This is a genomic window from Parashewanella hymeniacidonis (assembly GCF_016900895.1).
GTDB lineage: Bacteria > Pseudomonadota > Gammaproteobacteria > Enterobacterales > Shewanellaceae > Parashewanella > Parashewanella hymeniacidonis.
Window position 1 is genome coordinate 1 of the sequence record NZ_JAFEUN010000020.1, and the last position, 13,362, is coordinate 13,362.

At 41.1% G+C, this 13,362-nt stretch carries 9 protein-coding genes; 3 read left to right on the forward strand and 6 right to left on the reverse strand.

Annotated elements, in window-relative coordinates:
• Positions 1-115 precede the first annotated feature (115 nt).
• The 6 genes from JQC92_RS05985 to lptF form a co-directional block, all read right to left on the reverse strand.
• Positions 116-418 carry a hypothetical protein gene (locus JQC92_RS05985; protein ID WP_204998798.1) on the reverse strand — a complete coding sequence of 101 codons (303 nt, stop codon included), beginning with the start codon at positions 416-418 and terminating at the stop codon, positions 116-118.
• A complete protein-coding gene (locus tag JQC92_RS05990) occupies positions 411-1,445 on the reverse strand; it encodes a nucleoid-associated protein (RefSeq protein ID WP_204998799.1) in 1,035 nt (344 codons plus the stop codon). Before JQC92_RS05990 ends, JQC92_RS05985 begins: the two co-directional genes overlap by 8 nt.
• A gap of 1,368 nt (positions 1,446-2,813) precedes the next feature.
• Entirely contained in the window at positions 2,814-4,337 is a 1,524-nt protein-coding gene (locus JQC92_RS05995) for a YifB family Mg chelatase-like AAA ATPase (protein WP_204998800.1), read from the reverse strand.
• Positions 4,338-4,451: 114 nt separating this feature from the next.
• Positions 4,452-5,699, reverse strand: coding sequence for an endonuclease/exonuclease/phosphatase family protein (locus JQC92_RS06000; RefSeq protein WP_204998801.1), 1,248 nt, complete (start codon positions 5,697-5,699; stop codon positions 4,452-4,454).
• A gap of 197 nt (positions 5,700-5,896) precedes the next feature.
• Complete coding sequence (gene lptG / locus JQC92_RS06005; RefSeq protein WP_204998802.1) at positions 5,897-6,958, reverse strand: LPS export ABC transporter permease LptG; 1,062 nt, start codon at positions 6,956-6,958, stop codon at positions 5,897-5,899.
• On the reverse strand, positions 6,955-8,067 hold the full coding sequence (gene lptF / locus JQC92_RS06010; RefSeq protein ID WP_204998803.1) for an LPS export ABC transporter permease LptF: 1,113 nt from the start codon (positions 8,065-8,067) through the stop codon (positions 6,955-6,957). The genes lptG and lptF overlap by 4 nt, the downstream gene beginning before the upstream one ends.
• 207 nt (positions 8,068-8,274) lie before the next feature.
• On the opposite strand from lptF, the gene pepA reads away from it, so the two are divergent.
• From pepA to JQC92_RS06025, 3 genes are all read left to right on the forward strand, one after another.
• A complete protein-coding gene (pepA, locus tag JQC92_RS06015; protein ID WP_204998804.1) occupies positions 8,275-9,783 on the forward strand; it encodes a leucyl aminopeptidase in 1,509 nt (502 codons plus the stop codon).
• Between the two features lie 67 nt (positions 9,784-9,850).
• Positions 9,851-10,321 (forward strand): DNA polymerase III subunit chi, encoded by a 471-nt coding sequence (locus tag JQC92_RS06020; RefSeq protein ID WP_204998805.1) that lies wholly within the window; start codon positions 9,851-9,853, stop codon positions 10,319-10,321.
• Between the two features lie 12 nt (positions 10,322-10,333).
• A complete protein-coding gene (locus JQC92_RS06025) occupies positions 10,334-13,207 on the forward strand; it encodes a valine--tRNA ligase (RefSeq protein WP_204998806.1) in 2,874 nt (957 codons plus the stop codon).
• Positions 13,208-13,362 lie beyond the last annotated feature (155 nt).

The window sequence follows — 13,362 nt, forward strand, 5'->3', positions numbered from 1 at the left end:
GACCATAGATCTTGGTTGAAAATTGACATGATGCGTTGCCTTATCTAGTGTAATTTACTGATCAGATCAACGAAACGATAATAAGTTCAATTTCCATAATATTTGTGTAGAAGAGTCAGGAGTAGAAGTGCAACGAACCTCTACTTGGCTTATCAATTTCAACTCTTAAGCTAAACTCTGTATCTTCGGTTGATGAATCCAATAAATTAGCTGTAATGCAATCTAAAGCAGATTCTACATTTAATTCTACATCTTGATACCACTCATTATTTTCATATAAAGATATTTGATCAGCTGACATTAGGGAAACATATTGTATATATGGCTCTGATTCACTAATAATATTATTTTTGTTAAAACCCTTTTTAAAACTGATTTCGAAATATAAATCAGCCAGAGTTTCACTTAACTCAATCATCTGAAACGTCCAGCTTTCTAAAGTTGCCGTATCCTGATTTAGCTTTAATAGCTATGAAGTTATTTTTTTGATGTTCAAAATGATAAATTTTGGACACGTCACCACTTTTAATTTTTAGTTCAATATCATCGTCAATTTTAATGGTACGTTTTAATTTAGATTTGATGGGAGTTATGTCTATTTCAAATGAAGTATCAAATTTCCCACTTTTACACGCCTTTTTTAAATCCTTTTTGATTTTACTTGTATCCACGTCTTCATTTTCTGGTTCATAATTTCCTACAATTCGCTCAATCATTTCGTCAGGATCAAAGTGAGTTGTTGTCGTAAAATATGATGTAAGGTTTCCCTTTAGAAAAGCATGATCAACTGGGGATACTTTGTTGACTTGGCTTAAGGTAGAGCTTAATAGGCTAAACGCTAAATCAGTGTTTTTTTGTGAGTCACGAATGAATTCACATTCTAAGAATGTATTCCACCAGAATTTGGAAATGGATGAGTTTGTATCTGATAAATAAATTTCTTCGCCAAGAGCTTTAACTTCTACGTTAACTAAACAAGTTTTATACACGCCTTTATCTTGTGGTAACCCTTTTAATAGCCTAAGGTGCTCAGTTTCGAAGAAGTTCTCTACGTCAATTTTTGCTACTAAAATAGAGTTTTGACCTTTACTCTCAAAATTTGAAACTAATAATGAACCTTTTCTAATTTCGTTAAAGTTCCCATGCTTTGAGTTATATTCGACTTCACAAGAAAGGAGGTGCTGAGCTATTTTTGATATGCTACTTTTATTTTCATCATCGGTTAAAGAGGCTATTAAATTTGTTTTTACGGCAGAAGAGTCTTGAAAAGTAGCTTGACGTTGGGATGTTCCATATTTAGCATCATTAGCTAATTTTGTTACAAAAGCTAGTACATCATTTTCGTCTGCGTCGTTTAGATCTATTTTACGAACAGAGTTAGAATCTGACGCTACTTCGAAAATTTGATAAAATTTTATGGTACTTTCTGGTGCAGCTTGATCCATGTAAATCCCTTACTTTAAAAATACTTTTTCATTTTTTATCTAAAGATTGTCTCTTGTCGCTTATAAAAAGGCAATACCAAGTATCTGTCATGATAAAGATTACTTGTGCTACATCAAATATTAAAGTCGGCACGTTTTAGATTTGTGGTTGTTTTAATCAACGAGCTATGTAGTTAAAGCTGGATATGAAAGCGCTTCGCACTTTATAACGTCGTGGGCTTTCTGCCCACACCCGAGGAAGAGGGGAGTTCTCCAGCAAACTCCCCTCTTCCATCTCCCCGTGCCGCCCCACAAAGTTAAGCGTTATTCGTCTTACAGCAAAAATATTCTAACGTTTCCGGTGGTGCATCCATGCACCTCGGAAACTAGCGCAGCGTCCATGCTGCGCTTACGATATTTTCACTGACAACTCACAACAACTTTGTCAGTAAGCATTCACCAGAGGGGTATTGACAATTTCAAATTCCCGTTTATTGACATTCATAACCGCAAGGGTGCCGCTGTTTTGTGATGCAAGTATCACTTTTAAGGGTGTTTCACCATTTATTCCAAAAGTCAATACGGGGCTGGTGAATGGTTACCTTTGTCATGGGGAATTGTTGTAGACGTCAGGGGTTTCGGTTGATTCAGTTAAAAGCGCTTAAGTCATACCTATGAAAATAGACATCCTGTAGTTGAATGCTTTTGCATCATCAGCGGTAAAAGCTACAAAACACCTGCTTTAGCAGGTGTGAAGCATAATGTATTTAATTACTGCTAAAGGGCTGCTTATCCCCGTCGAAGCTGTTGAAGATATGATTGAATGAAAAATGGCGTGGGCGAGACATGGACGTCGAGCCAAGCTCTGGGGTACAGGATGTACCATCAGAGCTGTTAGGCATTTATTCAATCATATCTGAAACGCTTAGCTTCGTTTGGGCGGCTCAGGGGATTCTAAAGGGGAAGTAGCTGGAGGCTTCCCCTTTTGGCGGTGTGGAGTGCAACTCCACGACTTTGTAAACTTCGCAGAAGTTTTGTTTTCACTCAAATAAAAAATGATGTTGCGCATCAACAAGGCGCTGGACACCCGCTTTCGCAAGGTAACCATTCACCAGCCCCGTATTGACTTTTCAAATAAACAGTGAAACTTACTTGCGGGGTGGTACTTGTGTCACAAAACAATGGCAAGCTTGTAGTTATAAATGCCAATAAACGGGAGTTTGAGATTGTCAATACCCCTCTGGTGAATGCTTACTTCGCAAGTATGATGGTAATACTTTAAATTATAGTTTTTTATGTCGGCTAAAGGGTATAAAACCCGCGACTTTGTACTTCAAAGAAGTCTTATTTTAAAATTAAAAGACATAAAATAAGGGAAACCAAACAAACTTAACTTTGATTAAGTCGATTCAATAACCTATCCATTGCCCGATACCCCAAAGCTTGTGCAATATGACTGCGGTCTACATTCGTCTCACCTCGTAAATCAGCAATCGTTCGTGCTACTCGTTGTAGACGATGATAGCTCCTAACTGAAAGCCCGAGTTGATTGACGCTTTTTTCTAAAAACTCTAAATCTTCGAGTTTAAACCCGCCTGTTTGCTTCAATAATTTACCGTTGAGTTGCGAGTTCAACACGCCAGCTCTTTGAAGCTGTAAGGTTCTGGCCTTAGCTACACGTTCAGCAATACTGGCGCTGGTTTCATTATTGGTCTGTTTTTGGGTTAAGGTGCCTTGTGGTAATTTCGGTACATCAATGGTGAGATCGAATCGATCGATAAAAGGGCCTGACAAACGTCCTAAGTAGCGTTTAATTTCATTGGGTGTTGCACGGCTTTTCTCTGCATCTCCGCAGGGGCTTGGGTTTAATGCAGCGACCAATTGAAACTGGCTTAAAAATCTCAGTTTCGCTGCCGCACGTGAAATGATAACTTCACCCGTTTCCATTGGTTCTCGAAGGCAATCTAATACTTTTCTTGGAAATTCGGCCACTTCATCTAAAAAAAGTACGCCTTTATGGGATAACGATATTTCACCGGGTTTAGGAATGCTGCCACCACCAACTAAAGATACAGAAGAACTGGTGTGATGCGGTGAACGAAAAGGGCGTTTAAAAAAGTCATTGGGTTTAATGTTCATGCCAGCGACTGAGTGAATGGATGCGACTTCTAAAGCTTCATCATAATTAAGAGGTGGCAGTAGTGACATAATTCGACTTGCCAACATGGTTTTGCCTGTTCCTGGGGGGCCCAAAAATAATAAATTATGACCGCCAGCAGCGGTAATCTCTAATGCTTGTTTCGCTTGATACTGCCCGATGACATCACTGATGCAATTTGTGTTAATACACTCTTCTTGCTCATGGATCCATTCTGCACCGGGCTCGATACCGGGTAATTTATCCTGACCATGCAAATAAGCAGAAATGTGAGCGAGCTGGCTGGCAAAATACACCTGCTGATAATCGACAAGTTCTGCTTCATGACGATTGGCGATGGGCATAACAAGCTTTCTATCTGCTTTTTTACTGGCGACAATAACGGGCAACAGCCCTGTGCAAGGCTGAACATGCGCCGATAGGCTGAGTTCTCCAACGAATTCGTGTTGACTCAGTGCTTGTTGAGGAACTTGGTTTGACGCGGCTAAAATTCCAATGGCAATAGGTAAGTCATAACGACCACCTTGTTTAGGGAGATCGGCTGGAGCAAGGTTTACGGTAATCCGTTGCATTGGAAACTCGAAGCCAGCGTTGATGATGGCACTGCGAACACGCTCTTTTGCTTCTTTTACTGAAGTTTCAGGCAAGCCGACAAGGTTAAAGGCAGGTAATCCGTTACTTAAGTGAACTTCTACTGTGACAAGTGGAGCTTCAACGCCGCAACTGGCTCGGGTATAAACGCAGGCAATTCCCATCAACATATCCTTATGTTGTATTCATTTTAACCAGACTATTAAATTTTTGTTACGAAAACAATGAATAAAAAAGGGGCTTGAGAAGCCCCTGATAGATAAATTTAATACTGAATACTATTTAATTTTAATATCAACCCAAACTAAGCGATGATCAGAAGTCACAGATTTACCTTGTTCGCCTTCGTCGTTGATGAACAAATAACGATAGTCTTCACCGTCAGCTTGCCAAAATACGCCAGAATCAACAACGTTCAGATCACTTGATGGTAAAACGTAATCAAGACGTAATGGGAAGGTATGAGTCCAGTAGTCAGCGATACCTTTATTTTGTGCAGCTTTTTTATCAGTGTAGTTTTTACCGCCATTGGAAGCTGGAACCATATTACCTACAGCAGTTTCCTGTGCTACACGAGGATGATTCAGCAGTTGCTTGATTGAATAATCATACGAGTCACCGTCAACAGGATCAGCATTCAGGTCACCAGCAATGATAAATGAAGCGCTTTCTCCTATACCACCTTTGTTGCCTTGGTCATCAACTAGGTAAGAGTTTTGGCTGTAATCGCTGCTGATGTAATCAGAGAATAGACGGATTTCATCATAGTTTCGACGGCCATTGCGATCTTCTACACCATCAAATACCGGTGGTGTTGGATGCATAGCTAGTAAGTGAATGGTTTTATCTTCGCTTACCTTAATTGGTAAATCGATATGGTTTTTCGATGATAAGCGGAAATGCTCCATAGTTGCATCTGAATAGAAAGGTTCATCAAGCAGGTTTCCATCTGCTCCCACTTTGCTTGGCAGTGCTGCATCAGGCATGTCTTTCCATAAGAATTTTTGGAAACTGCGAATGTTGTCAGTATCAAGCTCATACTTAGAGAGTACGATGAAACCATATTGACCGTGGTAAAAACCGAATCCATAGGTATCTGCTGGGATGGTTACTTTACCGTCATCGTTTAAGTCATGCTCAGCCAAACCTGTGTTAGTTGAAACAATATAAAAGTAAGGGTAATCGATAGCTTCTGTTTGGTTTTGAGACTTATTCAAGTAGTTAGCAATAAAGTCTTTAACGGCAGTGTCATTTTCACCGATGCCGTCATGATCAAACTCATTTAATAACACAACATCTGGGCGAGTACGTTGCAATACTTCAGCGACATTTTTAATTTGCTGGTTATCGCCCGCAGCCATTTCTGCTGGAAGTACTTCTGCCGCAGTACGGTCAAATGAAGCATTAAAACTAGCGAATCTTACGGTTTGGTCAATCACTTGTTTGTTATCGTCGTTATCTGAATTACACCCTGCTAATAACATAGCACTTACTGCAGTCGCAATTAAACTTGCTTTTAACTTCATTACATCAACCTTATAGTCACAATTTTTATATGGCTTTATATTTCAGATGAATCATAGATATAAATATTTAGAATAAACGTGATGTAGCTAACGATTAATAGAAGTAATTAGGTAACTTAAAACTATGGATTTATTTTTGTGGGGTAGGTCAAAGCTGTAATGTTAACTGGTTAACATTACAGCAGATAAGCGTGACGTTATTGTTTGCGTATTAGATACACTGCGATACAGGTAAATAACAAACTTGGCGCTACAGCACCAATGATCGGCGGTAACTGATAAACAATGACAACAGGACCAAAAATTTGGTTACTGATATAGAAGCTAAAACCTGCTATCACACCAAAGAGCACTCTTGCACCCATGGTTACCGTTCGTAATGGGCCAAAGATAAATGACAGTGCAACGAGCAGCATCACTGCAACAGATATGGGTTGCATGATCTTAGACCATAAAGCAAGTTCATAGCGGCTTGGATCTTGTTTATTCACTTTTAAATATTCAAGATAATCCAACAATCCTTCAATTGATAACGATTTTGGTTCAACTGATACAATGCTGAGTTTGTCTGGTGTTAATGTGGACTTCCACTCGTACTCGAAGGAAAGCTTTTTTGTCACCTTAGTCGGTGTAATTGAGGTTTGCGTAACATCGTGCATTTTCCAGCTACCGTCGATAAAGTCCGCATTTTTAGCGAAAACTAAATTAGTTAACTGTTGTTGATCATTGAAATGGTACAAGGTGATATTACTGATGCGGTTGATGTCGTTGACTTGGCCGATATTCACAAATAAATCACCATCCTTAGCCCACACACCTTGGCGCGATTTAATTAAGCTACCACCTGATACTTTAATTGCTTTATGTTCATTGGCTTTTTGTTCGGCAATTGGGGCGCCCCATTCACTCAATGCCATAACTAACAGCATTAACGGTATCGCCGTTTTTAGTGTGGAGATGCTGATATCCAGCTTTGACATACCTGATGCTTGCATGACGACAAGTTCAGAGTTGGATGCCAACATGCCAAGACCAATCAACCCTCCAAGCAACACTGCCATTGGAAAGAACATCTCAATATCACGAGGCACCAAATACAACACGTAAAGCCCTGCATCAACAATAGTGTAGGTGCCACGACCAACGACTCTGAGTTGATCTACCCATTTAATAATACTTGAAAGGCCAGTCAAGACGAGTAAACTCAGTGCAGATGAACTCATCAATACTCGGGCAATATAAAGATCAATTATCTTCATTTCTTCGCCCTCTTTTGTTTAATAAAGCCAGCAAATTTCGCACCTGTTGGTCTTTCCTTTCCGAGTAACAGCATCCCCATGATAAAGGCCGATAGGTGTATCCACCACATACCTAAAAACGAAGGGAATACTTCGTCTGCAATGGCCTTTTTACCGGCAACCAGCATACCGAAATAACCTAAATACAGTAGTATCGCTGGGAACATTTTGGCAAACTTACCTTGGCGTACATTTACCCGTGACATAGGTACAGCAATAAGCGTCATCATTAAGATGGCAATTGGGATTGCAATACGCCAGTGGAATTCAGCCGCAGCCTCAGGGCCAGGAGTACCAATCAATTGAGCCGTTGGCATCGCATTAAGCTTCCGGCGACGGGCTTCAACTTCTTGATCCTTAATTTGCATCTGGTAACCACCAAAGTGGATAACTTGATAATCTAAAGTATCTGGTTTTAATTGATAGCGAGTTCCGCCTTCTAAGTTAAGCTGCTGCTCACCATCTTTTTCTTCAACGACTTTACCGTGTTTAGCGACAACGATATTGGTTTCACCACTGACGTCATCTTCATCGGGCAGCTGAGCAACAAATACATTGGATAAGTTGCCTTGTTTGTTTTTATCTTCAACAAACAATACGGCACGGCCGTTGGGGCTTTTTTGGAATCGACCTTCAATGACGGCAGAAATACCAGCCTCGGCTTTCGCTTTTTCTCGAAGCACGTTTTGTTGCTCTTCTGCCCAAGGCGAGATGTAAAGCGAGATGGTTGCTGTAGCGACCATATTGATGAGCGCGAGAACGAGGGTGACACGAGTGACATACCATTCGCTGATACCAACGCTATGGAAAATCACCATCTCGTTTTCGGCGTACATACGACCGTGAGCGAGCAGAATGCCTAAGAATAAACTCAATGGCACAATGAGCATAAGCAGCTCAGGCAAATTGAGGGCAACAAAATTTAATACCAGTGTGCCAGAGAAATCACCATCTGAGGCATCACCGAGAAAACGCACGAAGTTTTGGCTAACAAAAATGGTAAGAAGAACGGTTAAAACCGCTGCTTGAGCCTTAAAAACTTCTTTAACTAAATATCTAAATACAATCACTGGGTATTAGACTCTATTGTTGTTGTCTTTTTTCTGGAATACGAATAAGTTTCATGTAAACTGTCTGCTTTCAGAGCTTTTATTATCTATTGATGTCATTTTTACAGAGAAATTCAATGTAAACTGTAATACTAGCCCAATAAGCGGTGCAGATTTGATATTATCTTATAAATAAAAATATTTGTCTTTAAGAATCTAGGAGTGCTCATGGAGTTTAGCGTAAAGAGCGGTAGTCCAGAGAAACAGCGTTCAGCATGTATTGTTGTCGGTGTTTACGAACCTCGTCGTTTATCTGGTATCGCTGAGCAACTTGATAAAATCAGTGAAGGTTACATCAGTAACATTCTTCGTAAGGGCGATTTAGAGGGTAAACCTGGTCAAATGCTTCTTTTGCACCATGTACCTAATGTATTGAGCGAGCGAGTTTTGCTGGTAGGTTGCGGCAAAGAGCGTGAACTTGATGAGCGCCAATATAAGCAAATCATTGCTAAGACGATCAACACCTTGAATGAAACCGGTTCAATGGAAGCAGTGTGCTTCTTATCTGAACTTCACGTTAAGGGTCGCGATATATACTGGAAAGTACGTCAAGCGGTAGAAACGACGAATGACAGTTTATACAGTTTTGATGCACTTAAGTCGTCAAAAGGTGAAACTCGTCGTCCATTAAGAAAAATTGTATTTAATGTACCAACACGCCGTGAATTGCCTTTTGGTGAACGTGCGATTGAGCATGGTAATGCAGTTTCTGATGGTATGCGTTTGTGTCGTGATGTGGCCAACATGCCGCCAAACATCTGTAACCCAGCTTATTTAGCGTCACAAGCACGTCAAATGGCTGAGCAATATGACAACTTAAACGTCACTACCGTTGGCGAAGAGCAAATGGCAGAGCTAGGTATGAACTCATATTTAGCCGTGGGCCGTGGCAGTGCTAACGAGTCCATCATGACGATTATGAAGTACCAAGGTGCTGCAAACGCTGATGAACAGCCAATCGTACTTGTTGGTAAAGGTCTGACGTTCGACTCAGGCGGTATCTCATTGAAACCAGGCGAAGCCATGGATGAAATGAAGTATGACATGGGTGGTGCGGCAGGTGTCATCGGCACAATGAAGACCTTGTGTGAGATGAATCTACCCGTTAATGTGATTGGTGTTTTGGCAGGTTGTGAAAACATGCCAGGCAGTAATGCTTATCGTCCGGGTGATATTTTGACAACGATGTCAGGTCAAACAGTTGAAGTATTAAACACGGATGCTGAAGGTCGATTAGTGCTTTGTGATGCATTGACATATGTTGAGCGTTTTGACCCAGAACTTGTAATCGACACGGCAACCTTAACAGGCGCATGTGTGATTGCATTGGGTAAACATGCTTCTGGTTTATTCTCATCGCATAATCCTCTGGCACACGAAATTTTAAATGCGGGTGATCAAAGTGGTGACCGTGCATGGCGTATGCCGTTGTGGGATGATTATCAAGAAATGCTAGAGAGTCCATTTGCAGACTTTACCAATCTAGGTGGTCGTCCTGCAGGTTCTATCACCGCAGCTTGTTTCTTGTCTCGTTTTACTAAGAAATACAACTGGGCGCATATTGATGTTGCTGGTTCTGCATGGAACAGTGGCAAGAATAAAGGTTCTACAGGTCGTCCTGTGCCTATTCTGTCACAATTCTTGTTGAATCGTTCAGGCGTCGAACAAGGCGAATAATGCTTCGCAGCAAGAATAAATAGGCGAAGCATTAGCTTCGCCTTTTTGATCAGAAGAGGGAAAAAAAGTGCAAGGAACTTTCTACCTATTATCTCCAAATCAAGATCAAGCAAGCCAAAGCTCAGCGCTTGTAGCTGTGCAAGAATTAGCTTGCAAGTTAGCTGAATATCATTACCGACAAAAAAGTAAAGTTTACATACATTGTGGTAGTCGAACAGCGGCTTTTGATATTGATGAGACTCTTTGGCAATTTGACCCACAATCATTCGTGCCTCATAACCTTAAAGGTGAGGGATTAGAGGGCGGTTCACCAGTTGAAATCGGCTTTGATCAAATTGGACCTAGCACAAATCGTCATCTTCTGATAAATCTTGCAGACCAAGTACCCAGTTTTGCGGTAAACTTCGGGCAAATTATCGACTTTGTTGCCGCAGACGAAAAGCTAAAAGCGATCGCAAGAGATCGTTTTCGCCAGTATAAAGCAATGGGCGTGAAGTTAAATACTCACGACCTCGCTCAGCAACCTTTAAATATTTAGTGACCAAATTCCATGGAAAAAACATACGATCCTCAGTCAATTGAACAATCGCTTTACCAAAACTGGGAAGAGCAAGGTTATTTCAAGCCTCACGGTGATACTAGCCAAGGCAATTACTCTATTATGATCCCGCCACCTAATGTGACAGGTAGTCTGCACATGGGACATGCATTCCAAGATACGATCATGGATACCCTGACTCGCTATCAGCGTATGAAAGGGAAAAATACCTTATGGCAAGTGGGTACTGACCACGCTGGTATTGCAACTCAAATGCTGGTTGAGCGTAAGCTTGAAGCTGAAGAAGGCAAATCTCGCCATGATATTGGGCGTGAAACCTTTATTGATAAAATCTGGGATTGGAAAAAGCAATCTGGCGGCACCATCACCAAACAGCTTCGTCGTTTAGGTGCATCAGTGGATTGGGATCGTGAACGTTTCACTATGGATGAGGGGTTATCAAAAGCGGTTCAAGAAGTATTCGTAAGATTATACGAAGATGACTTAATTTATCGTGGTAAGCGCCTAGTCAACTGGGATCCAAAACTGCACACGGCAATTTCAGACCTTGAAGTTGAGAACAAAGAAAAGCAAGGTTCAATGTGGCATCTTCGCTATCCATTAGCGGACGGTGAGCTAACTGCAGACGGTAAAGATTATCTAGAGGTTGCAACCACTCGTCCAGAAACGATGTTGGGTGACAGTGCCGTTGCGGTTCATCCTGATGATGAGCGTTATCAAAATCTAGTTGGTAAATTCATTCTTCTACCAATTGTAAACCGTCGTATTCCAATCGTTGCCGATGATTATGTTGATATCGAGTTTGGTACAGGTTGTGTGAAAATCACGCCAGCTCATGATTTTAACGATTATGAAGTTGGTAAACGTCATCAAATGCCAATGTTCAACATCTTGACCATGGATGCGGCGATTCGTGAAACGGCAGAAGTCGTAAACACAGACGGCACAATCAATAACGAGATTGATGGTAGCTTGCCTGAACGATATGCAGGCATGGAACGTTTTACTGCCCGTAAAGCTGTGGTTGCTGAATTTGAAACATTAGGTTTACTTGAAAAAATTGAGCCGCATGGTTTGAAAGTACCTTATGGCGACCGTTCTGGCGTAGTCATTGAGCCTCTATTGACTGACCAATGGTATGTTGCTGTAGCGCCTATGGCAAAAACGGCAATTGAAGCGGTTGAAAATGGCGATATCAAATTTGTACCTCAACAGTATGAGAACATGTACTTTTCTTGGATGCGTGACATTCAAGATTGGTGTATCTCACGTCAGTTGTGGTGGGGACACCGTATTCCAGCTTGGTATGACGAGTCAGGTAAAGTTTACGTTGGTCGCAATGAAGCCGAAGCTCGTAAAAATAACAACCTAGATGATTCGGTAGTACTTCGCCAAGATGATGATGTATTAGATACGTGGTTCAGCTCTGCATTGTGGACGTTCTCAACCTTAGGTTGGCCTGATAATTTAGAAGATCTAAAAACCTTCCACCCAACGGACGTGTTGGTTACTGGTTTTGATATCATCTTCTTCTGGGTAGCGCGCATGATCATGATGACCATGCACTTCATCAAAGATGAAGACGGCAAACCTCAAGTACCGTTCAAAACCGTTTATGTGACGGGGCTTATTCGTGATGAAGCCGGCAATAAGATGTCTAAGTCGAAAGGTAACGTACTTGATCCGCTGGATATGATTGACGGTATCGATCTTGAGTCATTAGTGACGAAGCGTACAGGTAACATGATGCAGCCAAAACTGGCAGCAAAGATTGAGAAGAGTACACGTAAAGAATTCGCAGAAGGTATTGAAGCTCACGGTACTGATGCACTACGTTTCACTTTAGCTGCAATGGCATCGACAGGTCGTGATATCAACTGGGATATGAAACGCCTTGATGGTTACCGCAGTTTCTGCAACAAGATTTGGAATGCTTCACGTTATGTATTGATGAATACAGAAGGTGAAGATTGTGGTTTTGACTCTTTGCCAAACGAACAGAGTGAGATGGAATTCTCATTAGCTGACCGTTGGATCATGAGCTTGTTTAACAATACCGTTAAAACGTTTGATGAGCATATTGCTGCTTATCGCTTCGACTTAGCTGCAAACACAGTTTATGAATTCACATGGAATCAATTCTGTGACTGGTATTTAGAATTAACTAAGCCAGTATTGCAAAATGGCAGTGATGCTGAAAAGCGTGGAACACGTCATACGTTATTAACCGTACTTGAAGCCATGCAGCGCTTGATTCACCCAATGATGCCGTATATCACTGAGACGATTTGGCAACGTGTGAAGCCATTAGTTAAAGTGGAAGGCGACACTATCATGCAGGCAGCATTCCCTGAATTTGATGCATCGAAAGTCGACGAACAGGCGATGGCAGATATTGAGTGGGTTAAGCAAGTGATTGTTGCAGTACGTAATATTCGTGCTGAACTTAACATTGCTCCGTCTAAGCCATTAAGTTCGATGCTTAAAAACGTGTCTGAGCAAGACAAAGCACGTTTAGAAGCAAACCAAGCATTCTTTGCTACATTGGCAAAACTTGAATCAATGACTGTGCTAGCAGATGATGCACAGGCACCAATGTCAACAACTGCTTTGATCGGTGAAATGGAACTATTGATCCCAATGGCAGGTTTAGTCGATGTCGCCGCTGAAACCGCACGTATTAATAAGCAACTTGAAAAACTAGAAAAAGAAGTTGGACGCATTAAAGGCAAGCTTTCTAACGAAGGTTTTGTTGCTAAAGCACCAGCTGCGGTTATCGATAAAGAGAAAGCGAAATTGGCTGATCTTGAACGTGATATGGATAAGCTAAACGATACGAAAGCTGAATTTGCGAAACTGGCTTAAATAGGTTTAAAAGCAATCTTGTCTCTAACTAGATACAAAGGCGATCAGATCGATCGCCTTTGTCTTGTTCGAAAATAAACACAAAGTCAGTTTCTTCTGCGCTACATCATTGTTTTTTATTTTGATGTTTTGTAATTTATCTAGCCTTCTGCACT

Coding starts and splice junctions, on each gene's coding strand:
- JQC92_RS06025 (WP_204998806.1), top strand. CDS start 10,334: ATGGAAAAAACATACGATCCTCAGTCAATTGAACAATCGCTTTACCAA.
- JQC92_RS05985 (WP_204998798.1), bottom strand. CDS start 418: ATGATTGAGTTAAGTGAAACTCTGGCTGATTTATATTTCGAAATCAGT.
- JQC92_RS05990 (WP_204998799.1), bottom strand. CDS start 1,445: ATGGATCAAGCTGCACCAGAAAGTACCATAAAATTTTATCAAATTTTC.
- JQC92_RS06000 (WP_204998801.1), bottom strand. CDS start 5,699: ATGAAGTTAAAAGCAAGTTTAATTGCGACTGCAGTAAGTGCTATGTTA.
- lptG (WP_204998802.1), bottom strand. CDS start 6,958: ATGAAGATAATTGATCTTTATATTGCCCGAGTATTGATGAGTTCATCT.
- JQC92_RS05995 (WP_204998800.1), bottom strand. CDS start 4,337: ATGGGAATTGCCTGCGTTTATACCCGAGCCAGTTGCGGCGTTGAAGCT.
- pepA (WP_204998804.1), top strand. CDS start 8,275: ATGGAGTTTAGCGTAAAGAGCGGTAGTCCAGAGAAACAGCGTTCAGCA.